Here is a 26,253-nt window from a genome sequence, read left to right on the forward strand (position 1 = left end):
CCGGTGGCTGGTTCGACATCCTCGCTGGTGAGTCGTTCAACTGCCCCGTCGGTGAATCGGCGAACGCTCGCGCCGGTAGCCATCGTGGTTGCCGTGGCGGCGGCCGTCCACGGCGCCTTCGCCCTGAACTACGGCTGGCATCCCGACGAGTTCTACTACGTGATCTGCGGCCAACACCCCGCCTGGGGATACTTCGACCATCCTCCGCTGGTGCCGCTGCTGGCCCGGGTTGCCGCCCTGGGTGGCTTGTTGGGGCTCCGCTTGTTGGCCATCGCGGTTCACCTGGGCTGCATCGTGTTGGCGGCCCTGCTGGCCGCCGAATTCGGCGGGCGGCGCATTGCCCAGGTCATCACGGCGGCCGCCGTCGCGGCCAGCCCGCTGTTCATGGGTGCGGCGATGTTTTTCGGCACCACCGTCGTCGACCAGCTGATCTGGATCGCGGTGTTGCTGCTGGTGACTCGGGCGTTGCGGATCGGAACGGTGCCGGCCTGGCTGCCTGCCGGCGTGGTGGCCGGTATCGGGCTGGAAACCAAGCAGACCGTCGCGTTGTTGCTCATCGGTATCGGCGTCGGCCTGGCGATGTTCCGCCGCGACGCGTTGCGCACGGCCGGACCCTGGCTGGCCGGCGCCGTGGCGATGGCCCTGGCGGTCCCCAACCTGATCTGGCAGGCCGGGAATGGTTGGCCGAGTCTGATGTTCGCCCACGCGATGTCGGTGCGGATGGGCGGCCCGGCGGGGTCGCTGACCCAGCTGCCGCTACTGCTGCTGTTGTACGCGGGTCCGCTGCTGGTGCTGCTGTGGGCGATCGGGGCCCACTGGCTGGCTTCCGACGAGGCCCGGAAGTACCGCTGGGTCCTGGTGGTACCGGTGGTGGCATTGGTGCTGTGCATCGTCACCGGCGGTCGCTGCTACTACGCCGGGCCGGCGCTCGCGGCGCTGTTCGCCGCCGGGGCAGTGCGTATTGAGTCCCAGGATCGTGACCGGCCGCCGCGAGGCTGGGCGATTGCGCTGGTCGCGCTGTTCGCCGGCGCGGTGGTGTTCTGCCTGCCGGTGCTGCCGCCGGCGAACGCCACCACATTGCGCAAGGTCAATCCGATCCCGATGGAGACCTACGGATGGCCGCGATTCGTCGAGGATGTGGCGGCTGCCGCGGCTCCGCTGCCCGACGACGTGCCGATCTTCACCAGCAACTACGGCGAAGCCTCGGCGCTGCACATCCTCGGGCCGGCCGCCGGCATCAACCGTCCGGTGGTCAGTGGCGACAGCAGTTATGCCCAGTGGGGACCGCCGGCCGGCAGCGCCGACACCGTGCTGTGCGTCGGGCGATTCCCGGTGGTGAAGTTGACCCAGTATTGGCGGCACGTCACCTACCTGACGTCGATCCGGTTCCCCGCCGGGGTGCGCAACGGGGAGAGCACCGCGAAGATCTACCTGTGCGAGCAGCCGGTGGGCAGCTGGGCAACCATGTGGCCGCGGATGCGGCACAGTTCGGGTGTGAGCTACTGACCTGAAGGCGCCGGCAGCAGGGCGATGACGTCGGCCAGCAGCGCGCCCATGCGGGCCGCCGACTCCCGACCCGCGGCCAGCACCTCGGCGTGGCTGAGCGGCTCACCGGTGATGCCGGCCGCCAGGTTCGTCACCAGCGACAGGCCCAGGACCTGGGCCCCGGCCGCCCGGGCGGCGATCGCCTCGTGCACCGTCGACATGCCCACCAGGTCAGCGCCCAGGGTGCGCAGCATCCGGATCTCGGCGGGGGTCTCGTACTGGGGGCCGGCCATCCCGGCATAGACACCCTCGGCGAGGGTGGGATCGACTTGGTGAGCCAGCGCGCGCAGCGACGGGGTGTAGGCATCGACCATGTCGACGAAGTGCGCGCCCTCCAGGGGGGAGCGCCCGGTCATGTTCAGGTGGTCGCTGATCAGCACCGGTTGGCCGACGTGGTAACTGGCCCGCAGGCCGCCGGCCGCGTTGGTCAGCACCACGGTGTTGGCCCCGGCCGCGACGGCCGTGCGTACCGGACGGACGACGTCGACGAGTTGATGGCCCTCATAAGCGTGGATCCGGCCGACCAGCACCAGCACCCGGTGCGTGCCGATCTGCATGGACACCAGCTCGCCGGTGTGGCCCGCCGCGGTCGGCGTGCTGAACCCGGGCAGGTCGGCCATCGGCAGGGTCGCAGTCGCGGTGCCGAGGGCTGCCACCGCGGGCGCCCAACCGGAACCGAGCACGACCGCCACGTCATGCGCCTGCACGCCGGTGCGCCGGGCTACGACCGCGGCCGCCTGAGTTGCCAGCGGTACCGTCACAGCCACTGAGTTTAATAGCGCGCCGCGATGGGATACTGCCTGAATGTCTCCAACTCCCGTGTCGCACGCCGTCGAGGCGTGGCTGGCGGCCCATGCCGAGGAATTGGTGGCGTGGCGACGGCATCTACACCGGCACCCGGAGCTGAGTCGCCAAGAGTTCGCCACCACTCAGTTCATCGCCGAACGCCTCGCCAGCGCCGGACTCAACCCCAAGGTGTTGCCCAGCGGAACCGGTTTGACCTGCGACTTCGGTCCGGAGGATGGGCCGCGCGTCGCATTGCGGGCCGATATCGACGCGTTGCCGATGACCGAACAGACCGGGGCGCCGTACGCCTCGCTGGTGCCGGGGGTGACGCACGCCTGCGGCCACGACGCGCATACCGCGATCCTGTTGGGTGCGGCGCTGGCGCTGGCTTCGGCGCCAGAATTGCCGGTCGGTGTGCGGCTGGTGTTCCAGGCCGCGGAAGAACTGATGCCCGGTGGCGCGATCGACGCGATCGCCGCGGGCGTGTTGAGCGGGGTCAGCCGGATTTTCGCGCTGCACTGCGATCCACGGCTGGAGGTCGGCCGGGTGGCCACCATTCCTGGGCCGATCACCTCGGCGGCCGACACCATCGAGATCACCGTCAGCGGTCCCGGCGGACACACCTCGCGACCGCACCTGACCGCCGACCTGGTCTACGGGCTGGGCACGCTGATCACCGGGCTGCCGGGAGTGTTGTCCCGGCGCATCGACCCGCGTAACAGCACGGTGATGGTCTGGGGTGCAGTGAATTCCGGCGCCGCAGCCAATGCCATACCGCAGTCGGGGCGCCTGGCCGGAACGGTGCGCACGGCCAGCCGGGACACCTGGGTGGCGATGGAGGGCATCGTCGAGGAGGCGGTGGCCTCCCTGCTGGAGCCGCTGAATATCGAGCACACGCTGAACTATCACCGCGGAGTACCGCCGGTGGTCAACGAAGCGGTGTCGACGCGAATGCTGACCCACGCGATCGAGGCCATCGGGCCCGAGGTGCTGGCGGAGACCCAGCAGTCCGGTGGCGGGGAGGACTTCTCCTGGTATCTGGAGCAGGTGCCCGGTGCCATGGGCCGGCTCGGCGTGTGGCCGGGCACCGGGCCGCAACTGGATCTGCACCAGCCGACGTTCGATCTCGACGAGCGGGCGCTGGCCGTCGGCGTGCGGGTGATGGCCGGCGTCGTCGACCAGACCGATCTGCTCTAGCCCCCTTCGGGCGCGCCCCTTCAGGCGCGCCCCTTCAGGCGCGAGGGTGCGTGTTTGCACGCCGACACGCCGCAGGTTGCGTACAACGATGCACCCTCGTGGGTCCCGAAAATTGCACAGTCCGGCCGTTGTCCACAGTTGGGGCCGGCCGGGCCGAATGAGGGAACCGGCTTTCGCTCCCGGCGTCGACGATCGGCCGCATGGATCAACGATTGCACCAACTACTCGATCGCCAGGGCGGCGTGGTTACGTCCGCCCAGGCGCTGACCTTCCTGACCCGCCGCGGATTTGACGCGGAGCTGAAACACGGCTCTCTGCAAAAGATTTGGTACGGAATCTACGGCTCCGGACAAATCACGACCGAGCTCCGGTTACGTGGGCTCGACCTGGCGACAGGCACCCCTGTTGCGGTCTGTCTGGGGACCGCGGCCGCCGCATACGGCTTTGACACCGAGGAGCCCGTCGACCTGCATGTGCTCAACCCACCGGACCAGCAACTGCGGTCGGCCGACGGCCTGGTGGTGCACCGGCGTGCGGGTGCCCCGTTGAGCGAAGTCGCGGGCCGACCGGCGACCACTCCGGAGTGGACGGCGATCGAGGTGGCTCGCGCGCTTCGTCGCCCAAGGGCGTTGGCAACATTGGATGCCGCGCTGCGCAGCGGGACCTGTACCCGCCGCATGGCTGCAACGTGCCGCGATCCGCCAGGCGGGCCGGCGCGGCATCGTGGCCGTGCGCGAGCTGCTTCCGCTCGCCGATCCGCTGGCCGAGTCTGCCATGGAGAGCGAATCGCGGCTGATGATCGTCGACGGCGGCCTGCCGACCCCGGTCCTGCAGCATCAGATCGTGGATCGCGATCACCGGGTCTGGCGAGTCGACTTTGCCTGGCCGGGCCAGCGGGTGGCGGTCGAATATGACGGCGTCTTCTGGCATGAGGGGCCGGACGCGTTCGTCTACGAACGTCAGCGGCGCGCCGCGTTGCACGAGATGGGCTGGGTGGTGGTCTCGATCATCGCCGATGATGTTCGACGCCGGCCGTGGGAGACCGTCCGCCGTATCGAAACTCAGCTGTGGCGCGCTGCCGCCTGACCGGGCCGCCCTTCCGCGAGGGGGCGCAGTTGTACAACCGCGGCGGCGTGTCGCCGTGCAAACACGCACACTCGCGCCAAATGGCGGGGGCGCCAAATGGCGAGCGGGGGGCTAGGAGCCGGGGCCGATGTTGCGGGCCGGGCGGGTCCGCAGGTTTCGCACGTATTCGTCTGGGGCACCGGCGATCTGGGCGGCCTCGGCCACCACGCCCAAGTATCTCGCCGACGGTAGTCCGCGCTCCCAGGCGTCAACGACATACAGCCACGCCAACACCGGCGCGGGCTCGCTGTCGACCGGGTCCGAGGTGATCCCGTCCACCCGGTCCACCCGGAGGCGGATCTTCTTGTGGATCCCGAACTCCGAGCCTTCCCAGCTGTCCATGTTCTTCTCGTCCTCGGGAGTCACGTCGTAGAGGACGACGAAAACACTCGAGTCCGGGTCCTCGACCACGGTCGCCAGGGCGCCCTCCCAGCCGATGTCCTCGCCGGCGAACGTCAGGCGCCAGCCGTGCAACCAGCCGGTGCCGGTCATCGGGGAGTGCGGAGCCCGCTGCAGCATCTGTTCGGGATGCATGTTCGACCCGTAGGCGGCGTAGAGCGGCACGGCAGAAATCTTAAACGCAGCGCTGCGGATAGGTTAGTCGCTGTGACTTCTCCCTCGACGCGCATCGTGATCGTCGGCGGTGGCCCGGCCGGCTACGAGGCGGCGCTGGTGGCGGCGGCCAAGGGCCCCGAAGTGGTAACGGTGACGGTGGTCGACGCCGACGGCCTCGGCGGCGCCTGCGTGTTGTGGGACTGCGTGCCGTCCAAGACGTTCATCGCCTCGTCCGGGGTCCGCACCGAGCTGCGACGCGCCCCGCACCTGGGTTTCGACATCCACTTCACCGATGCCGAGATCGAGCTGGACAAGATCCACGAGCGAGTGAAATCCCTGGCTGCGGCGCAGTCCGCCGATATCCGCACCCAGCTGGTCAACTCCGGCGTCGAGGTCATCGCCGGCCACGGGGAGCTGATCGACCCCGAACCCGGCCTGGCGCATCACCGAGTGCGGGTCACCGAGCACGACGGTGCGCAACGGGTGCTCGACGCCGACGTGGTGTTGATCGCCACCGGCGCCAGCCCGCGCACCGTGGCCGGTGCGGAGCCGGACGGCGAACGGATTCTGACTTGGCGCCAGCTCTATGACCTGCACACGCTGCCCGAACACTTGGTGGTGGTGGGTTCCGGGGTCACCGGCGCGGAGTTCGCCAACGCCTATACCGAACTCGGGGTCAAGGTGACGGTGGTGGCCAGCCGTGACCGGGTGCTGCCGCACGAGGATCCCGACGCGGCGCGGGTGCTGGAGAGTGTGTTCGCCGAACGCGGCGTCACGCTGGTCAAGAACGCCCGGGCCGCCTCGGTGACCCGCTCCGGCGACGGCGTGCTGGTCACCATGACCGACGGCCGCACCGTGGCGGCAAGCCATGCGCTGATGACGGTCGGGTCGGTGCCCAACACCTCCGGACTGGGCCTGGAGCGGGTCGGGATCGAGCTCGGACCGGGTAACTACCTACAGGTGGACCGGGTGTCGCGCACGTCGGTGCCCGGCATCTACGCCGCCGGTGACTGCACCGGACTGCTGCCGCTGGCGTCCGTCGCGGCCATGCAGGGCCGGATCGCGATGTATCACGCGCTGGGCGATGCGGTGGCCCCGATCCGGCTGCGCACGGTGGCCGCCGCGGTGTTCACCCGCCCCGAGATCGCCGCGGTGGGGGTGCCGCAGTCCCAGATCGACGACGGCACGGTGCCTGCCCGCACCGTCATGCTGCCGTTGCAGACCAACGCGCGGGCCAAGATGAGCCGGATGCGCTACGGGTTCCTCAAGCTGTTCTGCCGGCCGGCCACCGGCACGGTGATCGGCGGGGTGGTGGTGGCCCCGATCGCCTCGGAGCTGATCCTGCCGATCGCGCTGGCGGTGCAGAACCGGATCACCGTCGCCGACTTGGCGCAGACGCTGGCGGTGTACCCGTCGCTGTCGGGCTCGCTCACCGAAGCGGCCCGCCGGCTGATGACGCACGACGACCTCGACTGAGCCGTGGTGCTGAAGCGAGCGTCACAGCGTGTTTGGGCGGGCGGCCACGTAGCCTGGCACACGTGAGCACGCTGGGACCGGACCAACGAGCACGAGCCTGGGAACGACTGGGCAGTGAGCAGTTCGACGTAGTGGTGATCGGCGCCGGAGTGGTGGGCGCCGGCTGTGCGCTCGACGCCGCCACTCGCGGCCTCAAGGTGGCACTGGTGGAGGCGCGTGACTTCGCCGCCGGGACGTCGAGCCGAAGCTCCAAGATGTTCCACGGTGGCCTGCGCTACCTCGAGCAGCTGGAGTTCGGGCTGGTGCGCGAGGCGCTGCACGAACGCGAGCTGTCGCTGACCACCCTGGCGCCACATCTGGTCAAGCCACTGCCGTTTCTGTATCCCCTGACCCGGCGTTGGTGGGAGCGGCCATACGTGGCCAGCGGGATCTTCCTCTACGACCAATTGGGCGGCGCGAAATCTGTTCCCGCGCAACGGCATCTGACTCGCGCCGGCGCCCTGCGCCTGTGCCCGGGGCTCAAGCGCAGCGCCCTGATCGGCGGCATCCGCTACTACGACACCGTTGTCGACGACGCCCGCCACACCCTGACCGTCGCGCGCACCGCGGCGCACTACGGGGCGGTCATCCGCACCTCCAGCCAAGTCGTCGCGCTGCTGCGCGAAGGCGACCGGGTGACCGGGGTGCGGGTCCGCGACTCCGAGGACGGCGCAGTCACCGAGGTCCGTGGACACGTCGTGGTCAACGCCACCGGGGTGTGGACCGATGAGATCCAGGCGCTCTCGCGCCAGCGTGGCCGGTTCCACGTCCGGGCCTCCAAGGGCGTGCACATCGTGGTGCCGCGGGATCGGATCGTGTCGGAAGCGGCGATCATTCTGCGGACCGAGAAGTCGGTGCTGTTCGTCATTCCGTGGGGCACCCACTGGATCATCGGCACCACCGACACCGACTGGAATCTGGACCTGGCCCATCCCGCGGCCACCAAGGCCGACATCGACTACATCCTGACCAACGTCAACACCGCGCTGGCCACGCCACTGACCCATGCCGACATCGAGGGTGTGTACGCCGGACTGCGGCCGCTGCTGGCGGGGGAGAACGACGACACCTCGAAGCTGTCGCGCGAGCATGCGGTGGCCGTTCCCTCGCCGGGGCTGGTGGCCATCGCCGGCGGCAAGTACACCACCTACCGGGTGATGGCCGCCGACGCTATCGACGCCGCCGCCGAGTACATCCCGACGCGGGTGGCGCCCTCGATCACCGAGAAAGTGCCGCTGTTGGGCGCCGACGGCTACTTCGCGCTGGTCAACCAGGCCGAGCATGTGGGCGCTCACCAGGGTCTGCACCCGTATCGAGTGCGGCATCTGCTGGACCGTTACGGCTCGCTGATCCACGACGTGCTGGCGGTGGCCGACGGTCAGCCGGATCTGCTGGACCCGATCGCCGAGGCGCCCACTTACCTGAAAGTGGAAGTGGCCTATGCGGCCGTCGCGGAGGGCGCTCTGCATCTGGAGGACGTGCTGGCCCGGCGGACCCGGATCTCCATCGAGTACGCCCACCGCGGGGTGAACTGTGCGCGCGAGGTCGCCGAGGTGATGGCGGCGGTGCTCGGCTGGGACGACGCTTGCGTCGACCGCGAGGTGGCCAACTACACCGCACGGGTGGAAGCCGAGATCCTCTCGCAGGAGCAGCCCGACGACGCATCGGCGGATGCGCTGCGAGTCAGCGCCCCCGAGGCGCGGGCCGAAATACTGGAGCCGATTCCGCTTACCTGAACAGGACTTCATTACTGCGGGTATGATTCAGGGAATCTTTCCGATCATTTAGGCTGATATCAGCATTCACATGTGTTTGACACACATTTCTGGCGGGGTTAGTTTCTGCCCATGGGCTGGATCACATGGGGATCCGGGCGTGGGGAAGGGGCGGCTCATGTCGGGTGGGATCGGGGGGTGGCGCTCGCGTGAGCTGTCCGTAAGGGGCGGTGCGCTAGTCGCTTCTGTCGTCGTCGCCGGGGCGGGCCTGCTCGGTGCCGGTGCACTCGGGCCGCGGCTCTCGAGCCCGCAGACCGCGTCGGCGCAGCACGATGTGGTGTTGACGGCCTATCCGACGTTCACGCAGAGCCTGCAGTCCCTGCTGGACACGATGTCGCTGGGGGACCTCAACCAGGTGCTGGCTGCGCTGGGCGATGTGCCCGGGACCACCACGCCGCTGAGTGTCAGTTCGGACGTCTCGGCGCTGCTGGCCGCCTTCAACCCCGATGCCACCACCCTGGCGGGCATCGCCGACATCTTCGGGATCTCGCTCACCGAGCCGCTCTACAGCTCGAACGCCGCCGTGCAGTCGTTGCTGGGCACCGGCAGCCTGTTCCTGGTGGACGGCGTGCCGATCGGCAACGTGGACCTCGGTGAGCTGGTGGATGTCGTTCTGGGCGACGGCGCCGGTACGCATTCGCTGACCGATCTGGCCACCGCGGTGGGCCTGGGAACGCTGCTCGGTCAGTTCGCGAGCATGATCAACGCGCTGGGCCTGGAAAACCTGAACGTGGAGAACTGCACTTTGGCCTGCGGCGCACTTCTCAACATCACCAGCCATCCCGATCTGACGGTCAACAGCTCGCTGGTCGACTGGTTGAGCGCGATACTGACTGTTCCCACCGCCGACGTCACCCAACACGCGTACTCGGGTCTCGGCTCGACCACGGTGGTGGCCGGTAGCGCCTACACGCTGGGCGAATATCTGCACATCCTGCCCGTCAGCTCCACCAACAGCACCACCATGGACAACGCCACCCTGGCGCTGCTGTTCACCCTGAACCCCGCCCAGACCTGGGACAAGTACCTCGACGGCCTGCCGTTCGGCGGGACGCTGCTCGACCCCTCCGGCGAAACATGGGGTGAGCAGAGCCTGGGCACCTTCCTGGCCAGCTTCCTGCCCGACGGCAGCACCCTGGCGATCACCGGCGACACGCTGGTCACCGACTTCTTGGAAGCCTTCGGTCTGCTGGCCCCGTAGCGGCCCCGCCCTTCTCGCCACGCTCGGTCTGTCCCCGCGGACCGGGCGTGGCTTTTTGCCTGGAATCGATGCGCGATAAACGCACCTGTTAATTTGCTGGGGCGAAATATAGCGCCCCGTGCGCATTTCGCTCCATGTCGCAAAATAGCTCAAGTATTTTTACCCCGTAAATTTCATACTGATTGACTGTTACGGCAGGATGTTAATGCCGGTTAGGCATTGGCTGGTTGTGTGGCGCGATCGGCCCGGATGAAAATGCCGAGAAAAGCCTGAGCTTCTTGCTGCTGTTGGGAAGGTCTCCGGTCTCCGCGGCATCACCCGTGGTCGTTGCCCATGGCGGGCCGCTAAGCGGATGAACTGGAAATTTACTGTGAGCATGCGTTGCTGGTTCTAGAGAAACGGCCAGTGAAACCGTTGACACAAGCCTGAGCCCATAATAAGTTAATGGCGATGTGGGAATCGCATCGTCTTAATGTTCGATCCCAGAAGGGGGACCTATTCATGTCTACTTGTTCCACTGTTGCCGCACCGATAGGGGCGCGCGGCTTTGTGGTCAAAGCCGGCGCCCTAGTGGCCGGAACTGTTTTTGCCGGTACGGCTCTGCTGGGCGGTACGGCTGTCGCTCCGACGATTGCCGCCGGCCTTACCGCGTCGGTGCAACACGAGGTCATGCTGACCGCCGCCTTCCCGACGTTCAGTGAGAGCCTGCAGAGCCTGCTGAACGCCCTCGACTTCGGCAACATGGGTCAGGTCTTGGGGATATTCGGTGACAACATCTCCACCACGTCGAGCCTGGCGGCCCTGCTGGCCGCGCTGAACCCGGACGGCATGACCCTGGACGCCGCTACCCTGGGCATGCTTTCCACCGACATCACGGCCCTGCTCAACGATGTCGATTTCGGCGGGGCTCCACTGGGCTCGATCCCGATCGACACGTTGATCGGCGGCTTCATCGGTGGCGACGGCGCCGCCACGGAACTCGGTACGCTGCTGGGCTACTTCGGTCTCGGCGAGTTCGCCGGCCTGCTGAACATCCCGTTCACCGACTTCTCGCCGGAGATGACCGTGGCGCAGCTGCTCGACGTCCTGATGGGGATCGACGGCACCACCACGCTGAACGGCCTGCTGGACCAGAACGGGATGCAAGACGCCACTATTGGCGGCCTGCTGGGAATCACCCCCGAGCAGCTCGACGCGGGCTGGGACAAGTTCGTCGACGGCATGGTTGTCGGCGGCACGCTCGCCGACCCGGACGGCAGCGGCGTCCTGGGCGACGAGACGCTGGGAGCCCTGTTGACCGCCCTGCTGGGCACGGGCGCCGACCCGGTGACCGATGCCACCACGCTGACCGCCTTCCTGGATGATCTGGGCGTCTTTGCGATGCTCGGCGTCAGCTGAGCGGGTAGCAATACCGCCTCACCAAGCCACATCGGCCACAGCCCCCCGACGGTTGTGGCCGATGTGTCGTTGTGCGCCCAGCGCGGGCGGGCCGCGCTGACCTGGCGGAATGTCGGTAGGCCCCGGTACGGTGGGCACCATGTCCGCGCAGCCCGGCCGCACCGGAACGGGTGCCATTGCGCGGCCGGCCGACAGCGGCGTACGGCCTCGGAACACCAACGGCAACGTGACGTTCCGGAGCAACCATGCGCACGGCATACGTGCCGGCTGCCCTCCGGCGCCGCACTGAACCGCAACGACTGTCGTCTGCCAGGCCCGTGACCTCTGGCGCTCCATCACTCGAATCAAAGGCTCTCCCTTGACCTCTGGTCGCCCCCCGCTCTTCGGCCGCGGATCGTCGGCCGAAGCCAGTCGACTCGCCGACGTGCTCCGCAAGGAGACCGTGGGCGGGGCGCTGCTGCTTGTCGCGGCTACCCTCGCGATCGCGTGGGCCAATTCGCCGTGGTCGGCCGCCTATTACCGGCTCGGTGACATCACGTTCGGTCCCCGCGCCTGGGATCTGCATCTCTCGGTGTCGGCGTGGGCCGCCGACGGCCTGCTGGCGATCTTCTTCTTCGTGGTCGGGCTGGAGCTCAAGTACGAAGTGCTTGCCGGCGACCTGCGTGACCCGCGTCGCGCAGCGCTTCCGGTGGTCGCCGCGATCGGCGGAATGGTCATGCCCGCAGCGATATTCGTCGCCGTCAACGCTCACACCGGGGGTGGAGCGCTACGCGGGTGGGCCATTCCCACCGCCACCGACATCGCTTTCGCGCTGGCCGTACTGGCCGTGATCTCCTCACACCTGCCCTCGGCGTTGCGCACTTTCCTGCTCACCTTGGCCGTGGTCGACGACCTGTTGGCGGTCACCGTGATCGCGGTGTTCTACACCGATGACCTCAACCTCGCCGCTCTTGCGCTCGCGCTCGTCCCGTTGGCGTTGTTCGCGGTGGCGGCCAGGCGTCTCGACAACGCTGCGGTGCTGCTCGTGTTGGCCGCAGCCACCTGGTATCTAGTCCACGAATCCGGTGTGCACGCCACCATTGCCGGCGTCCTGCTCGGCCTGACCGTTCCGGTCCGGGAGGCGGGCAGGCGCGGCACGTCAGCGCGCCGCCGGCTGAACGCCAAGGACCTCGAACACCGCATTCGCCCGCTGTCCGCCGGCCTCGCGGTGCCGGTGTTCGCGTTCTTCGCGGCCGGTGTGACCTTTGGTGGGCTCCACGGATTGGCTGCCTCACTGCACGATCCCGTCGCCATCGGGATTGCCGCCGGCCTGGTCATCGGAAAAGCTGTGGGCATCGCCGGCGCCGCGGTGCTGACCGCAGTGTTGACCCGAGCCGAACTCGATGCCTCGCTGAAGTGGATCGACGTGGTCGCTCTGGCCTTACTCGGTGGCATCGGGTTCACCGTCGCACTGTTCATCGGCGACCTCGCCTTCGGTGATCCTGTCCGCCAACAACACGTCAAGTTGGGCGTGCTGATCGGCACCCTGACCGCAGCCGCGCTGGCGACAGTACTGCTGACCATCCGCGACCGCGCCTATGCCCGCGACGCCGACAGCGTGCGGCCGTTCGACCTCAAAATGCGATGACCCGCCGACGTCCCGCCCCGCTGCCGGTCCGCGACGGCCTGGGGCCGGCCCGGCTGCGCCTGCACGGCGGTCTGGTCGCCGCCGAGCTGCGTGCCCGGTTCGGTGCGGCTGTTGCGGCGAAAGTGGCTGCCGGCGAAGTGGTTACCGCGGGCGGGGAGGTGGTCGACGACACCACGGCGTTGCCGGCCGGGGCGCACGTGTTCTTGTATCGGGACCTGCCCGACGAGGTCCCGGTACCCTTCGACATCCCGGTGCTGCACCGCGACCAGGACCTGGTGGTGGTCGACAAGCCGCACTTCCTGGCGACCATGCCGCGCGGCAGCCATGTGGCTCAGACCGCGTTGGTACGGCTGCGGCGCGAGTTGGATCTGCCGGAGCTGAGTCCGGCGCACCGGTTGGACCGGCTCACCGCCGGAGTGTTGTTGTTCACCACCCGTCGAGAGCTGCGCGGGGCCTATCAGACCCTGTTCGCCCGTGGCGCGGTGCGCAAGCACTACCTGGCGCGGTCCTCCGCCGAGCCGACCGTCGCGTTCCCGCAGCTAGTACGCAGCCGGATCGTCAAAGAGCGCGGCTGCCTGCAGGCTCGCGAAGAGTTCGGTGAACCGAACGCCGAGACCCTGGTCGAATCATTGGGCGCTGGCCGCTACCGGCTCACCCCCCGCACTGGCCGTACCCACCAGTTGCGGGTGCACCTGGCCTCACTCGGTCTGCCGATCGACGGAGACCCGCTGTATCCGCAGGTCATCGATGTTGCCCCCGATGACTTCTCGCAGCCGTTGCAACTGCTGGCCCACCGGCTGGAGTTCGACGACCCGTTCACCGGACGGCCCCGCGGTTTCGTAAGCGAACGCGTCCTCGACGCGAACTGACTTCGGCTGCCGGGGTTTCGGCTGTGACAGTCCTGGGTACAGGTAGGCACGACCAGAGCAGAGGGGAGTCTGATTCTGATGAAGGCACACAGCAAGATGACGATCGCAGTGCTCGGCAGTGCAGTCGCGCTGGTAGCAGCCGGCTGCAACGGCACCAAAGAAGAGGGGCCGAGCACCACCACGACCACGACCACGACGACGACCACCACCACGAGCGAGACCACCCTCGAACCGGTCCCAGGTGGGCCGGGACCAGAAAACCCGGGCGAACCGGGCGAGCCTGGTGGCCCGACCGGCGGTGGCGGGCCCGGCGGAGGCGGTGGTCAGATTCCCGGTGGCCCGACCGGTGGCGGTGGGCCCGGCGGTGGCGGCGGCCAGATTCCCGGCGGCCCGACCGGTGGTGGTGGTCCTGGCGGGGGTAGCGGCACGATCCCCGGCGGCCCCACCGGCTGGGGCGGACCCGGCGGCGGAGGGGGTTGCGTGCCCGGTGTGGGTTGCGGCGGGTGGCCGTGATCGACCAACCCTTCGAGTAGACACAGCCGAAAGTCGGCCAGCCTGATGGCTGGCCGGCTTTGGTTGTGGTCAATAGCCGGAAGGTTGCGGCGTTACCGCTGACATGACGGGCACCAGAAGCGAATCCGCTCACCGTTGCGGTCGGACTCCACACCGGTACCGCATCGCCGACACGGCAGTTCGGCTCGGCCATATACCCACAGCTGTCGGCCCGGCCGGGTATCGCCGGTGGTGCAGCGCGACCACCGCAACCGATTCGCCCACAACATTTCGCGGGCCCGTGACATCAGCCGACCCGGATCATTCAGATCCACGACGGGTGTAGTCGGCAGCCGGCCGACTACGAAGCACAACTCGTTGCAGTAGACATTGCCGATCCCGGCCAGCACCGTCTGGTCCAACAATGCCGATGCCAGCGGGCGCTGCGGATCGGCCACCAGCCGGGCGGCGGCCACAGCCGGGTCCCAATCGGGGCCCAGCAGATCCGGTCCGAGGTGCGCGACGGCATCGCCGTCATGATGGCGTTCCAGCACCTCGAGCACACCCAGATCGATACCGGTGGCGCGAACGGAGCCGGCCTCTAAGATGATTCGTACCCGATGATCGACTGGGCTGTGTCTGGCAAGACGTCGACCGACCCGCCAACTGCCCTCCATCTTCAGATGCGAATGGATGCTGGCTGGCCCGACCCGGATGAACAGATGCTTGCCGCGGCTGATCACCTCGTCAACGCGTTGTCCGCTCAGATCCACACCGGCATATCGGGGAACCCGGATATCGCAGCGAGTCAAGGTCTTTCCCGCCAGCGCGGTGGCCAGCACCGTCGCGGTGTGAAAAACCGTGTCCCCCTCGGGCATCAGCGCATTCGCAATCCGCGCGGCGTGCGGGAGAACCCGGCCTCGGTCAACGCGTCCAGCGTCGGCGAATCGTGAAGCTCCAGCACCGGAACGCCGTCCACCCGCTCGACGAGAATCCCGTCAACCCGCCGGTCGGCGATCAGCCGAGCCAGTGCCCCGGCGGCGGCACGCTGCCCCTCGGCGGCATCGGCGAAGTTCAGCAGCGTCCGGCCGCCCCGCTCGACAAACCAGGCCAGTTCACCGTCGACCAGGACCACCAGCGCTCCTGCCTTGCGGCCCGGACGGGCCGTCCCGGAGTGTGCCGGCCAGCTCAGCGCCGCGCCGTACGGATTAGCCGGGTCGGCGGCGGCCAGTGCCACCGCGTGGTACTCGGGCCTGGTCGGGTCCACACCATCGAGGTAGCCGCGCAGCCGGTCCACGGTGGAGGCCAGCGCGAACTGCGCGGCCCCCAACGACTCGATGAAATAGCCACGCTGGCATCGCCCGGCCTCCTCGAACGCGGTCAGCACCTTGTAGACGGTGGCGAAACCGCCGGGCACGGCCTCGGCGGCAACCGCGCCCCGAGTCAGCACGCCATAGCGGTGCAGCAGCAACTCGGCGGTGTGGTGCGCCCGAAGGGTGGAATCGGATTGCGGGGCAGGCAAAGCCGACCAGCGACCGGACACCGCCGGGTCGGCAGCGCGGGCACTGGCGTGCGCGACACTGTAACGACTGAGCCGGGGCGGGCGTCTGCTGCGGTGCGCAGGGGTGGCGCGCCGGGTGCCGGCCAGCACCGCGCGCACTGGAGCGAACGTATCGCCGGTGACCCATCCCGCCCAGATCAGCTCCCACAGTGCGGCTTTGCGTTCCGCCTCGCTCGCGTCGCCGCACAGGTGGCGGAAGAAAAACGCACCGCCACCGCCGAGGGCATCCAGAATCGCCCGGTGCGCGTCGCCGAATTCGATCGGCGTCCCGGGCGCCAATGTCAGCGGCGCCGAATCCGCGGTGTGAAAGCTGATCCAGCCGTCGGTCGCCGGGGCGCTGCCGGCTGGGGCGCCCGCGCCCGACCACAGCACCTCTCCGGAGGCCAGCAGTTCGTCGAGCATGGCCGGTGCGTAGTCGCGCACCCGCGGGCCGAAGATCAACGGTTCGACCGCCGACGCGGGCAGCGCCACTCCGGCCAGTTGCTCGATCACCCCGGCCAACCCGTCGGCGCCGGTCGCGGCAACCTCGGAAGAGCCGATCTGCTGCCAGGCCGGCAGGAAACGCCCGTAGGCAGCCGGCGACACCGGCTCGATCGCCGAGCGCAGCGCGGCCAGGGACCGGCGCCGCAGGATCCGCAGCACCTCGGTGTCGCACCACTGTTCACCGGGGGAGTCCGAGAAGTCGGTGAACTCGCCGCGCACCACCCGTCCGTCGGCGGCCAGTCGGCCCAGCGCATCGGCCGCCACCCGCACTCCCAGCCCGAACCGGTTCGCGGCGTGCCGGGTGGTGAACGGCCCCCGGGTGCGGGCGAATCGGCCCAGCAGCTCGCCCAACGGGTCGGCGACCGGTTCGGTGAAGCCCGTCGGCACCCCGGGCGGCACCGCAACCCCGAGGCCGTCGCGCAGCCGACCGATGTCCTCGATCGCCACCCACCAGCGGTGCCCGCCGAACGCCACCGTCAGCACCCGCCGGGCGGCCAGCAGATGTTCCAGCCACCCGCCCACGTCAGCCCCCGCGGCCCGGGCGCTGATCTCTTCGGTGGTGAGCGGACCGAGCAGCCGTAGCAGGTCGGCCACCCCCTCCGCGTCACGGGCGGCCTTCTCCGGCGTCAGGTGCTGCAGCTGCGCGGTGAGACCGGTGATCACCTCGGTGTCGAGCAGTTCGCGCAGCTCGACCCGGCCCAGCAGCTGCGCCAGCAGTGTGGGGTCCAGTGCCAAGGCCGCCGCGCGGCGCTCCGCCAGCGGGCTGTCGCCTTCGTACATGAACGCCCCGACGTAGCCGAACAGCAGCGACGCCGCGAACGGTGACGGGGTGGCCGTCTCGACCTGGGACAACCGCACCCGGCGTTGGGCGATCTGCGCCATCAGTGTTGTCAACGCCGGGACGTCGTAGACGTCCTGCAGGCACTCGCGCACCGTCTCCAGCACGATCGGGAACGTCGGGTATTTGCGGGCCACGTCGAGCAATTGGGCCGCCCGCTGGCGTTGCTGCCATAACGGCGTGCGGCGGCCGGGGTGCCGGCGCGGCAACAGCAATGCCCGCGCTGCGCATTCCCGGAACCGAGAGGCGAACAACGCCGAGCCGCCCACCTCGGCGGTGACGACCGGCTCGACCTCGTCCGGGTCGAACACGAACAGTTCGGCGCCGGGCGCTTCCGCCCCGGAGTCGGTGTCGGGCAGCCTGACCACGATGCCGTCGTCGGAGGCCGTCGGCTTCTCGTCGATGCCGTAGCGGTCGCGCAGTCGCTTGCCCACCGCCAGTGCCAAAGGCCCGTGCACGCGCAGCCCGTACGGTGAGTGCAGCACCACCCGCCAGTCCCCGAGCTCGTCGCGGAACCGCTCCACCACCAGCGTGGTGTCGGTGGGCACTATTGCCGTGGCGGTGCGCTGATCGTCGAGTAGTCGCCTCAGGTTGTCGATCGCATAGTCGTCGAAACCCAGCCCCGTGCAGCGCTTGTCGAACGCATTTGGGTCAAGGGCGGCCAATTCGCCGGTGAATGCGCCGAGCGCGGCACCCAGCTCGGCTGGCCGCCCGACACCGTCGCCGTGCCAGAACGGCAGTCGGCCCGGCTGGCCGGGTGCCGGCGTGACCAGTACTCGGTCGTGGGTGATCTCGGTGATCCGCCACGTGGTGGCGCCCAGCGAGATCACGTCGCCGGGACGCGACTCGTACACCATCTCCTCGTCGAGTTCGCCGACGCGGGAAGGCTTCCGCGTTTCGTCAGTGCCGGCCAGATACACCGCGAACAGTCCGCGGTCCGGGATGGCGCCGCCGGAGGTGACGGCCAGCCGCTGCGCGCCGGGCCGGCCGGTCAGGGTCCCGTTGTCACGGTCGTAGACCAAACGCGGCCGCAGCTCGGCGAATTCGGTCGACGGATACTTGCCGGAGAGCAGGTCCAGCGTTGCCTCGAAAACACCGCGCGACAACGTCGCGAACGGAGCGCTGCGGCGCACGCTGTCGAACCAGGCTTCGGCATCGATTGGCTCCAGCGCGGCCGCCGCTACCGTGTGTTGGGCCAGGATGTCCAGCGGATTGGCCGGTACCGTCAGGGTTTCGATCTGGCCGGCGAGCATCCGTTCCACTGCGACGGCGCACCCGATCAGATCGGTGCGATGCTTGGGAATCAGTACGCCGGAGGAGATCTCGCCGACCTGATGACCGGCCCGACCGACGCGCTGCAGGCCGCTGGCCACCGACGGCGGCGCCTCGATCTGGATGACCAGATCTACCGCACCCATATCGATGCCCAGTTCGAGGCTGGAGGTCGCCACCACCGCGCGCAGCCGCCCGCTCTTGAGGTCCTCCTCGACGTCGGCTCGGGTCTGCAGGGAGACCGAACCGTGGTGGGCTCGTGCCAGCGGCGCCGGCGCCTGATCGCCGTCAACGTGGCGTTCCGCGTGAATCTCGTTGAGCCGCCCCGTCAGGCGCTCGGCGAGTCGCCGTGAGTTGGCGAACACGATCGAGGACCGGTGGGCTTCGATCAGGTCGACGATGCGTTCTTCGACCTCGGGCCAGACGGTGCCCTCGGCCGGATTGGCCATGTCGGGCACCGGGACCTGAACCGTCAGCTCGAATGTCTTGGCGGCCGGGGGAGCCACGATTGTGGTGGGGGACTGCCCGGACAGAAACCGGGCTACCTCTTCGGCGGGGCGCACGGTGGCGCTCAACCCGATCCGCTGGGCGGGCCGGGTGAGCATCGCGTCCAGGCGCTCCAAAGACAGTGCCAGGTGGGCACCCCGTTTGGTTCCCGCCACCGCGTGCACCTCGTCGACGATCACCGTGCGCACCGCGGTCAACGTCTCGCGCGCTGCCGAGGTCAGCATCAGAAACAACGATTCCGGTGTGGTGATCAAGATGTCGGGCGGCTTGGCGACCAGTTCGCGGCGCCGCGCCGGGGAGGTGTCGCCGGAGCGCACGCCCACGGTGATGCCGGGAGCGGGCAGCTCGCGCTGTGCGGCCATCCGGGCGATGCCGGCCAACGGGGTACGCAGGTTGCGCTCGACGTCGACGGCCAGAGCCTTGAGCGGCGAGATGTACAGCACTCGGGTGCCGCTACCGGGCTGTGCTGCGGCCAGTTGGTCCAGTGCCCACAGGAATGCCGCCAGCGTCTTGCCGGAGCCGGTCGGAGCGACCACGAGTGTGTTGTGGCCGTCGGCGATCGCCGCCCAGGCCTGCTCCTGCGCCGGGGTCGGTGCGATGAAGGTGCCGGCGAACCAGTCCCGGGTCAGCGCCGAGAACCGCGCCAGCGCGGCTGGGGTTGCTCGGTCGGGTGGGCTCACCCAGCCATGGTGCCAAGTTCGGAGCCGGAATGCTCCCGCGCTGCGGTTTTGTGCCCGCCGTCGCCGGGTATCCGCCAACGGTGATTTCGGTGAGCGGAGGCGGGGGATGACCATTCTGGATGACGGGGCGACGGCGGTCCGGCCGATATTCGCCGACGCCCGCCCCCGTGCGGCGGGGACGTCGGCGCCGGAAGCGCTGCCCCGCGATTGGACGTGGGCCAACTGGGCGCTGTCGCTGCTGACTGCGCCGGCTGCGGCGCTGCTGATGGCATTCGCGCTGACCAGGGTGTCCGGCTCCGCGTTGTGCAACAGGGTGGCTTGCCCGGAGCTCAAGGTGCACGGGTCCCTGTTCGGTGTGCTCTACCACGGAGCGGCCGGCGTAGCGGCCCTGACGCTCTTTCTGGCCTTTTTCCTGGCGACGCACCGCGGCGGGATCGCGGTCTGGGCGTGCGGGTGGGCCCTGCTGTTCGCTGATCTGGCGGTCTTGGTCCTGATGTTTTGACCTACCTGCGGCGGCTCTACAGAGGGGAACGCGAGATGTTTGGCCTGATCAGATTGTCCGCCGCGGTTGGGTTTGCCGCCGTGGCGCTGACCGCTGGGCAGGTGGTGGCTTCGGCCGACCCGGACACCGATCCGGTGGTCAATACGACCTGCACTTACGCGCAGGTGGTGTCGGCGATGAACGATCAGTCACCGGGGGACGCCGAGCAGTTCAACGCGACACCGGCGGCACGATCCTGGTTGCAGAACTTTCTGGCTGCCCCGCCGCCACAGCGCCAGCAGATAGTCGACCAGGCGCAGGACACCCCCGATGCCGCGCACTACGTTGCGCTCTTCAGCCCGTTGGCAAACGCCTGCGACAACTACTACTGAGCTCACTCTTCGACGGCGAAGAATGAGCCGCCGTCTTCGGGACTTCCGGACACCTGCGCGCGGTGGCGCTCGCCCCCGACGGCTTCGTCGGGATCATGCTGAGGGCCTGCGACGTCGGGTTGCTCGGCGGCCAGCTTGTCATCCAACGACTCATGGGCCGTCTCGTTGTCGGCGGCCTGCCAGTGGTCCGGTGCGGTGACTGCCGCGTCGCCGTCGTCGTTGCGCAGCTCGTCGGAGTCGGTGGCCTCACTCGGCGGTAGCGTGTCGTCGCCGGTGGTGTCGGTGGCCGCTGAATCGAAATCGGGTTGTCCAGTCATGGCCTGTGGCCCTCTCAGTTGGCGATGGCCCATTGCGGCTGCGGCGATTCCGGCGTCATGTACCCGACGCCGCGGACCGTGTCGACGATCGAGTCGTGGTCGGCCCCGAGCTTCGCGCGCAACCGCTGCACGTGAACGTCGACCTTGCGACGGCCGCCCTCGCCGCCCCAGATCTCACGCAGCAGCCGGGCCCGGGTGAACGCTTGGCCGGCGTGCTGCACCAGATAGCTGAGCAGTTTGAATTCGGTGAGCGTGAGGTCGAGATCGCGATCCGACAATGACGCCGTGAAGCTGTCCGGGTGGATGACCAAGGCGCCGAATTGCAACCTGTGGGGGGCGGATTCGTCCCGACGTGCCAGGGCCAGTAGCAGCCGCGCGTTCGCCTCGGCGGGGCCTGCGGTGGCGATCAGGACATCGTCGACGTGCCAGTCCAGGCCGACTGCGGCGAGGTCTTCGGCAGCAACCACGGCCAGCACGGCAGCCGACGGCTCCCAGGCTCCGAGTTTGCGGCAGGTCTCCCGCGCTACCGGCACGTCAGAACAGCCATCGACCAGAACGGCGTTCGCCCCGTGGCAGTCGGCTCGCGTGGTGAGGGTCAGTGAACTACGGACGATCGAATGCCCGAAGACACCAATCCCCGACAATGACCGTGCGAATTCGTCGCGGTCGGTCAGTAACAGGATCTTCATCGCGTGGCTCCAACCCATGGATGCTATGTCGCCTCAAGGCTTTTACTACCCGTTGCTCGCAGGAAGTAACCCGATCACGTAGCGACAGGCCCGGCCCGCCAAGCGGACCGGGCCTGCCCTCCCCTCGGGCTACTGGTGAGACTGCTCGCGCGCCTCGGCCGCCTTCGCGCCCGCTCGGGCCGATTCGGCCTCGGCTTGGTGCTTGGCGGCGTCGCGCTGCGCTTCGCCCTTGTCCTGCTGCGCCCGGCCCTCCCGGGCCAGCTCGTCGTTGCCGGTCACGGCCCCTAACGCTTCCTTGGCCTTGCCCTTGACGCCTTCCACGGTGCCGCGGATGCCGTCTTCGGTAGCGCTGCTCTTGTCGTCCGACATGAGCCCTCCCTTCGTGTTCTTGTGGCAGCCCCACACGGTGTAGAGGCCCGCCACAACGGCAAGGCTTCCCGGGCTGCCGCGCGCCCAAACGTTGACGCAGATGAATGAATCGCCTTGACGCAGAGCTCATCAGCGCGGACGGTGGGAGATGTGGAATCGCGCACACCGTCGCGCTCTACTTCCGGTGGCGACCGGCTGGGCCAAGAGGACCGGGAGGTCCGCGCGGCCGCTCGATTTGCCGGGTTGATCGTCGCCACCGCGCTGGCGTTTGTCGTCATAGCCGTGTTGTGGGTGGGTTCGTGCGACCCCCAGTCGGCCACCGCGGGGTGCGGACGGCCCTACCGGACCGTACTTGCCGTTGGTGCCCCGCTGATTCTGGCTGCCGGTGGGCTGCGGGCGTTTGTGCGCACGTACCGGGTGTGGCGCGCCCGGGGCACCTGGTGGGGTTGGCAGGGCGCCGGGTGGTTCCTGCTGACGCTGATGCTGGTCGTCTTGCTCATGAGCGCTGTACCGATCATGGGCAGCGGCTGATCGCCCGCCGTGGCATGGGCATCGCTGTTGCATGACTGTGAACATCCTGTTAAGGAGGCGGCGTCTTCAACGTATCGGCATACGATAGTTTTGGGTCGCGGACGGGTCCACCTCATACCGGTCGACCGCTTGGGGCGGCTTCTGAAATCGCTGTTCAGGAGGAGGAATCGCAATGGGTGACACTTTTCATGACCCGGTCGACCATGTCCGGACGACCCGGCCCCACGCGGGTCGCGCCATGATCGACGTCATGGGCTGGCCGGGCTATTCCTTGCTGGTGGTGGGCATGGTGGCCGGAATCGGCTGCCTCGCCGCATTCGGGACCGGCCACGACCGTCAGGGCGTGGAAGTCGCGGTCGTCGCAGTGCTCGCCGCCGCCCTGGGCACCGTCTGGCTGCTGCTCGAGCATCGCCGGATCGGCAAGGTGAACCATCAGTGGCACTTGGCGCACGCCGAGATGCGTCAGCAGGCCTCCACGAGTTAACCCGAGGGGTCAAGTCGGCCCGGCCGGTATTCCGGCCGGGCCGCGCTACGACTACGTGCCGAAATCGATGATTGAGTTCCCCGGCGATCGGGTACAGACTTCCCATGACTGATCTCCGGGCAGCCGGCGTGCGATGGTGACGGTGCCGGCTGCGGGCGAAATGCACGAGGGTGCCTGCAGGCGAGGGTGGTGAGCAGTCGATTGACACGCAGCAGTAGTCTCGGTCCGATTTCGCCGGGAGGCCTTATGACCGACATTCACAGTGACCGGGCTCAGCGATCGTGCAGCGAACGGGCCGTCGAACTGCGGGTTACGCCCAGGCTGGAAAGCCTGGCGGTGGTACGCATGCTGGTCGGTGCGATCGCTACCTACGAGGATCTTGACGTCGACACCGTCGCTGATCTGCGGCTGGCGATCGACGAGCTGTGCACCCAGCTGATCCGTAGTGCCGCGCCCGGCGCGATGCTGACTGTCGTCATCGACCCGCACGACGACTATGTGACGATTCAGGCGTCGGCAGCCGGTGACGGGGCCGGCGTGCTGACCCCGGGAAGCTTCAGCTGGCACGTGCTCACGTCGCTGGTCGATGACGTCCAGGCATTCCGCGACGGGCATGAATCCAACGGTGCGGGTGAGGTATTCGGGGTCAGGTTGACAACCCGCCGGGCGGACTCCGGGAGGTGAGTCCGCGTGCCGCCGGCAGCGGCTCACAGTCCGGATCGGAGTACGCCGACGTCGGCGACATGTTTCGTGAGCTCGCCCAATACGACGCCGACTCGCCCGACTTCCGCAACCGCAAAGACAAGATCGTGGAGCGGTGTCTGCCGCTGGCCGACCATATCGCTCGCCGGTTCGAGGGCCGCGGAGAGTTGCGGGACGACCTGGTCCAAGTCGCCCGGGTCGGTCTGGTCAACGCCGTAACACGCTTCGACGTCGAAACCGGCTCGGACTTCGTCTCGTTCGCGGTTCCGACGATCATGGGCGAGGTCCGCCGCCACTTCCGCGACAACAGCTGGTCGGTCAAGGTGCCCCGCCGGCTCAAAGAGCTGCACCTTCGGCTGGGGGTGGCCACAGCCGAACTGTCGCAACGCCTGGGGCGAGCGCCGACCGCCTCCGAGCTCGCGGCCGAGCTCGAGTTGAGCCGCGACGAGGTGGTCGAAGGGTTGGTCGCGGGCAGCTCGTACAACACGCTCTCGATTGACGGCGGCGGCAGTTCGGATGAAGACGACGTCCGTTCGATCGCTGACACCCTCGGCGAGGTCGACGCCCGGATGGACCGGATCGAGGACCGAGAGGCGTTGCGGCCCTTGTTGGATGCACTCCCCGAGCGGGAACGCACCGTGCTGGTGCTGCGGTTCTTCGAATCGATGACCCAGACCCAGATCGCCGAGCGGGTCGGCATCTCGCAGATGCACGTGTCCCGCCTGCTGGCCAAGTCGCTGGCGAAACTACGTGATCAGCTGCAGTAGCCCTGCTCAGTGCAGCCCGTAGATGTCCGACCACAACCGGCTGAGTTCTGCTTCGTGGGCGTCGCCGAACATGTAGTCCGGTGAGGCGATCGGCAGCACACGTTCGACCCGTACCAGTACGGCTTCACGACACGGAAACTGTGGTCCGTGGGTGTCGATGACCCATTGCTGCAGCCACTCGTAGACCTCGTCGCCGGGGGGTCGCAGCTGCGCGGTGCCTTTGAAGCGGTAGCCGCGTCGTTTGAGGAAGTCCACCACGTTGACCTCGATACGCGGGTCACGGCGCAGATCGGCCACCGTCGTCGGCGACGCCATGTGCATGAACACCAGGTGTTCGTCACCGTAGACCAGCAGTGACTCCTTCGGTGACAGGTTCGGCGAGCCGTCCTCGCAGACGGTGGCCACGAACGCCAGCTTTGCGCTCTCGACGATCTGGCGCATGTCATGGTCGATGATGCACACCGCTCACCCCGTCGTTTCGCAGCCGTCTTTCACCGCCCAGCGGTCGATTACCCGCCCCGGCGTGCGGTAAACGACGGCCGCCGGCTCGTCAGTCGCCGGCGGTCAGGCCGCGGGTGGCCGGGCCTTCCAGAAGGGTGCCGTCAGGGGCGAAGCGCGACCCGTGCAGCGGGCACTCCCAAGCCCGGTCGGCATCGTTCCAGGTGACAATGCCGCCCAGGTGAGGGCAGACCGGGGAGAGGCGATGTTCGACGCCGTCCACCCGGCACTGGGCCTGCAGGCGCCAGGGTGGCCCGCTGACCACACCGGAGTCCGTGCCCAGGCATTGCCGCCCGATGTGGGCCGTCGGAGTGATCCAGCCTTTCGCCAGATTGACGCCGACCGCAAGATTGGCCGTCAGAGCCGCCGGCAGGCCGCGCAGCTCGCGGGGACTCCAACTTGCGAACGCCCGCTCCCACCCCGGTCGCTCGCCGAGCAGCCGGCCCGACAACACCAATGCGGCAGCCGCCCCGTTGGTCATGCCCCACTTGTTGAAACCCGTTGCCACGTAGATGGCGTCGTTCTCCGGCAAGATGGGCCCGACATAGGGCAGCGCGTCGACGGGCGCGTAGTCCTGCGCTGACCAGAGATGGGTGCGGGTTGCGCCCGGATAGTTCCTGACCGTCCACGACTCGAGTTCGGCCAACGCATCGATGGGGTGCTTTTCCCGGCCGACGGTGTGCCCGGCCCCGCCGACCAGCAGCAGCTGCGAGCCGTTGACCGGGGCATAGCGCAGCGATCGCGTCGGTGAATCGGTGGAGATCATCATGGAGCGGGTGATCTCGCCGGGCACGTCGAAAGCCATGCAGTATGAGCGGCTGGGTTTGACTCGGGCGAAATATCCGCCACGGTCCAAGATCGGGATCCCGGTGGCCAGCACCAGCTGGGTGGCCCGCAGTTCCGCCTGCCTGCGCGGACCGCCTACTTCCAGTCGAAGACCGTGACGACTGCTGGAAACACGCTGTACCCGTGTGTGTTCCAGCAGTTGTCCGCCGGTGGCGAGCAACTCGGCGCGCAGCGCGTCGAGAAACTGCATCGGGTCGAACTGCGCTTGATCGCCCAGCCGTGCGCCGCCGTGGTAGGAGAACGGCACGTCGGCGTCCGCCTCCCACGTTGCCGGCAGACCCAGGGCGCGGCAGGCCTCGTACTCGGCGCGCGCCGCCGCCACGCCACGCTCGGACTGGGCGAAGCTGTAGGCGTCCTCGCGCTGGACCGGCACCCCGGTAGCCGCGCAGAACGACAGCAACCAGTCCTGTCCGGCGCGGTTGCCGTCCACGTATGCAGCCGCCAGACTCTTGCCCTGCTTCGCCGATATCGTCGACAGCTGAGTTCCCTGCAGCAGGCTGATCTTGGCGGTGGTGTTTCCCGTCGCGCAGGCGCCGACCGTCCTGGCCTCCAGCACCAGCACTTGGCGGCCGGCGCGCGCCAGCAGCACCGCGGTCATCAAGCCGGTGATGCCGGCACCCGCCACCACCACGTCGGCGATATCGGGCACATCGTCGGCGGTGCCCGAGGCCGGTGATGTTGTGATCCGGTCGGCGAGCCACAGCGAGGTCATGGTCGATCAGGTACCCCGCGGTACGGCCGTGAAACGTAC

General features: G+C 68.3%; 24 protein-coding genes and 1 pseudogene. 16 read left to right on the forward strand and 9 right to left on the reverse strand.

Annotation, left to right across the window (positions count from 1 at the left end):
* Positions 1 to 27 precede the first annotated feature (27 nt).
* On the forward strand, positions 28 to 1,506 hold the full coding sequence (locus tag ACJH71_RS10790; RefSeq protein WP_406758014.1) for a glycosyltransferase family 39 protein: 1,479 nt from the start codon (positions 28 to 30) through the stop codon (positions 1,504 to 1,506).
* On the opposite strand, the gene ACJH71_RS10795 is transcribed toward ACJH71_RS10790, so the two are convergent.
* On the reverse strand, positions 1,500 to 2,312 hold the full coding sequence (locus tag ACJH71_RS10795; protein WP_406758015.1) for a purine-nucleoside phosphorylase: 813 nt from the start codon (positions 2,310 to 2,312) through the stop codon (positions 1,500 to 1,502). The two genes, ACJH71_RS10790 and ACJH71_RS10795, sit on opposite strands and share 7 nt — an antisense overlap.
* Before the next feature lie 37 nt (positions 2,313 to 2,349).
* Between ACJH71_RS10795 and ACJH71_RS10800 the strand changes: the two genes are divergently transcribed.
* Together ACJH71_RS10800 and ACJH71_RS10805 are read left to right on the forward strand one after the other, a co-directional pair.
* The gene (locus tag ACJH71_RS10800) at positions 2,350 to 3,528 is read left to right on the forward strand and encodes a M20 family metallopeptidase (RefSeq protein ID WP_406758016.1); all 1,179 of its coding nucleotides are present in this window, start codon (positions 2,350 to 2,352) and stop codon (positions 3,526 to 3,528) included.
* A gap of 200 nt (positions 3,529 to 3,728) precedes the next feature.
* Positions 3,729 to 4,614: pseudogene (locus tag ACJH71_RS10805) on the forward strand (hypothetical protein).
* A 111-nt stretch (positions 4,615 to 4,725) separates the two neighbouring features.
* Here ACJH71_RS10805 and ACJH71_RS10810 read toward each other — a convergent pair.
* Positions 4,726 to 5,217, reverse strand: coding sequence for a gamma-glutamylcyclotransferase (locus tag ACJH71_RS10810; protein WP_406758017.1), 492 nt, complete (start codon positions 5,215 to 5,217; stop codon positions 4,726 to 4,728).
* A 42-nt stretch (positions 5,218 to 5,259) separates the two neighbouring features.
* Between ACJH71_RS10810 and ACJH71_RS10815 the strand changes: the two genes are divergently transcribed.
* The 7 genes from ACJH71_RS10815 to ACJH71_RS10845 all read left to right on the forward strand — a co-directional run bounded on the left by ACJH71_RS10815 (position 5,260) and on the right by ACJH71_RS10845 (position 14,106).
* Positions 5,260 to 6,684 (forward strand): NAD(P)H-quinone dehydrogenase, encoded by a 1,425-nt coding sequence (locus tag ACJH71_RS10815; protein ID WP_406758018.1) that lies wholly within the window; start codon positions 5,260 to 5,262, stop codon positions 6,682 to 6,684.
* A gap of 32 nt (positions 6,685 to 6,716) precedes the next feature.
* Complete coding sequence (locus tag ACJH71_RS10820) at positions 6,717 to 8,459, forward strand: glycerol-3-phosphate dehydrogenase/oxidase (RefSeq protein WP_406758019.1); 1,743 nt, start codon at positions 6,717 to 6,719, stop codon at positions 8,457 to 8,459.
* A gap of 157 nt (positions 8,460 to 8,616) precedes the next feature.
* Positions 8,617 to 9,699, forward strand: coding sequence for a hypothetical protein (locus tag ACJH71_RS10825; protein WP_406758020.1), 1,083 nt, complete (start codon positions 8,617 to 8,619; stop codon positions 9,697 to 9,699).
* Between the two features lie 570 nt (positions 9,700 to 10,269).
* Positions 10,270 to 11,097, forward strand: coding sequence for a hypothetical protein (locus tag ACJH71_RS10830; protein WP_406758021.1), 828 nt, complete (start codon positions 10,270 to 10,272; stop codon positions 11,095 to 11,097).
* A 358-nt stretch (positions 11,098 to 11,455) separates the two neighbouring features.
* On the forward strand, positions 11,456 to 12,724 hold the full coding sequence (gene nhaA / locus ACJH71_RS10835; protein WP_406758022.1) for a Na+/H+ antiporter NhaA: 1,269 nt from the start codon (positions 11,456 to 11,458) through the stop codon (positions 12,722 to 12,724).
* Positions 12,721 to 13,593 (forward strand): pseudouridine synthase, encoded by an 873-nt coding sequence (locus ACJH71_RS10840; RefSeq protein ID WP_406758023.1) that lies wholly within the window; start codon positions 12,721 to 12,723, stop codon positions 13,591 to 13,593. The genes nhaA and ACJH71_RS10840 overlap by 4 nt, the downstream gene beginning before the upstream one ends.
* Positions 13,594 to 13,671: 78 nt before the next feature.
* On the forward strand, positions 13,672 to 14,106 hold the full coding sequence (locus tag ACJH71_RS10845; protein ID WP_406758024.1) for a hypothetical protein: 435 nt from the start codon (positions 13,672 to 13,674) through the stop codon (positions 14,104 to 14,106).
* Between the two features lie 92 nt (positions 14,107 to 14,198).
* Here ACJH71_RS10845 and nei2 read toward each other — a convergent pair whose 3' ends face one another.
* A complete protein-coding gene (nei2, locus tag ACJH71_RS10850; protein WP_406758025.1) occupies positions 14,199 to 14,963 on the reverse strand; it encodes an endonuclease VIII Nei2 in 765 nt (254 codons plus the stop codon).
* Complete coding sequence (locus tag ACJH71_RS10855; RefSeq protein WP_406758026.1) at positions 14,963 to 19,426, reverse strand: ATP-dependent helicase; 4,464 nt, start codon at positions 19,424 to 19,426, stop codon at positions 14,963 to 14,965. Before ACJH71_RS10855 ends, nei2 begins: the two co-directional genes overlap by 1 nt.
* Positions 19,427 to 19,532: 106 nt before the next feature.
* Between ACJH71_RS10855 and ACJH71_RS10860 the strand changes: the two genes are divergently transcribed.
* On the forward strand, positions 19,533 to 19,928 hold the full coding sequence (locus tag ACJH71_RS10860; protein WP_406758027.1) for a hypothetical protein: 396 nt from the start codon (positions 19,533 to 19,535) through the stop codon (positions 19,926 to 19,928).
* 35 nt (positions 19,929 to 19,963) lie between these two features.
* Positions 19,964 to 20,299, forward strand: a complete 336-nt coding sequence (locus ACJH71_RS10865) for a hemophore-related protein (protein WP_406758028.1) — start codon at positions 19,964 to 19,966, stop codon at positions 20,297 to 20,299.
* A gap of 2 nt (positions 20,300 to 20,301) precedes the next feature.
* On the opposite strand, the gene ACJH71_RS10870 is transcribed toward ACJH71_RS10865, so the two are convergent.
* From ACJH71_RS10870 to ACJH71_RS10880, 3 genes are all read right to left on the reverse strand, one after another.
* On the reverse strand, positions 20,302 to 20,616 hold the full coding sequence (locus tag ACJH71_RS10870) for a hypothetical protein (protein ID WP_406758029.1): 315 nt from the start codon (positions 20,614 to 20,616) through the stop codon (positions 20,302 to 20,304).
* Positions 20,617 to 20,630: 14 nt separating this feature from the next.
* Positions 20,631 to 21,305, reverse strand: coding sequence for a winged helix-turn-helix domain-containing protein (locus ACJH71_RS10875; protein ID WP_406758030.1), 675 nt, complete (start codon positions 21,303 to 21,305; stop codon positions 20,631 to 20,633).
* A 129-nt stretch (positions 21,306 to 21,434) separates the two neighbouring features.
* The gene (locus ACJH71_RS10880; protein WP_406758031.1) at positions 21,435 to 21,674 is read right to left on the reverse strand and encodes a CsbD family protein; all 240 of its coding nucleotides are present in this window, start codon (positions 21,672 to 21,674) and stop codon (positions 21,435 to 21,437) included.
* Between the two features lie 150 nt (positions 21,675 to 21,824).
* Here ACJH71_RS10880 and ACJH71_RS10885 point away from each other — a divergent pair, with 150 nt between their 5' ends.
* From ACJH71_RS10885 to ACJH71_RS10900, 4 genes are all read left to right on the forward strand, one after another.
* Positions 21,825 to 22,205: a hypothetical protein gene (locus ACJH71_RS10885; protein WP_406758032.1), complete on the forward strand. Its 381-nt coding sequence runs from the start codon at positions 21,825 to 21,827 to the stop codon at positions 22,203 to 22,205.
* 172 nt (positions 22,206 to 22,377) lie between these two features.
* Positions 22,378 to 22,689 (forward strand): protein UsfY, encoded by a 312-nt coding sequence (usfY, locus tag ACJH71_RS10890; protein ID WP_406758033.1) that lies wholly within the window; start codon positions 22,378 to 22,380, stop codon positions 22,687 to 22,689.
* Positions 22,690 to 22,935: 246 nt separating this feature from the next.
* Complete coding sequence (locus ACJH71_RS10895) at positions 22,936 to 23,373, forward strand: ATP-binding protein (protein ID WP_406758034.1); 438 nt, start codon at positions 22,936 to 22,938, stop codon at positions 23,371 to 23,373.
* The gene (locus tag ACJH71_RS10900; RefSeq protein ID WP_406758035.1) at positions 23,370 to 24,158 is read left to right on the forward strand and encodes an RNA polymerase sigma factor SigF; all 789 of its coding nucleotides are present in this window, start codon (positions 23,370 to 23,372) and stop codon (positions 24,156 to 24,158) included. Before ACJH71_RS10895 ends, ACJH71_RS10900 begins: the two co-directional genes overlap by 4 nt.
* Before the next feature lie 6 nt (positions 24,159 to 24,164).
* Here the strand turns inward: ACJH71_RS10900 and ACJH71_RS10905 are convergent, their stop codons facing one another.
* Both ACJH71_RS10905 and ACJH71_RS10910 read right to left on the reverse strand, forming a co-directional pair.
* Positions 24,165 to 24,620, reverse strand: coding sequence for a pyridoxamine 5'-phosphate oxidase family protein (locus tag ACJH71_RS10905; RefSeq protein ID WP_406758036.1), 456 nt, complete (start codon positions 24,618 to 24,620; stop codon positions 24,165 to 24,167).
* 88 nt (positions 24,621 to 24,708) lie between these two features.
* Positions 24,709 to 26,214: an FAD-dependent oxidoreductase gene (locus ACJH71_RS10910; protein WP_406758037.1), complete on the reverse strand. Its 1,506-nt coding sequence runs from the start codon at positions 26,212 to 26,214 to the stop codon at positions 24,709 to 24,711.
* Between the last annotated feature and the right edge of the window lie 39 nt (positions 26,215 to 26,253).

This window comes from Mycobacterium sp. SMC-15, from assembly GCF_045310925.1.
Classification (GTDB): Bacteria; Actinomycetota; Actinomycetes; order Mycobacteriales; family Mycobacteriaceae; genus Mycobacterium.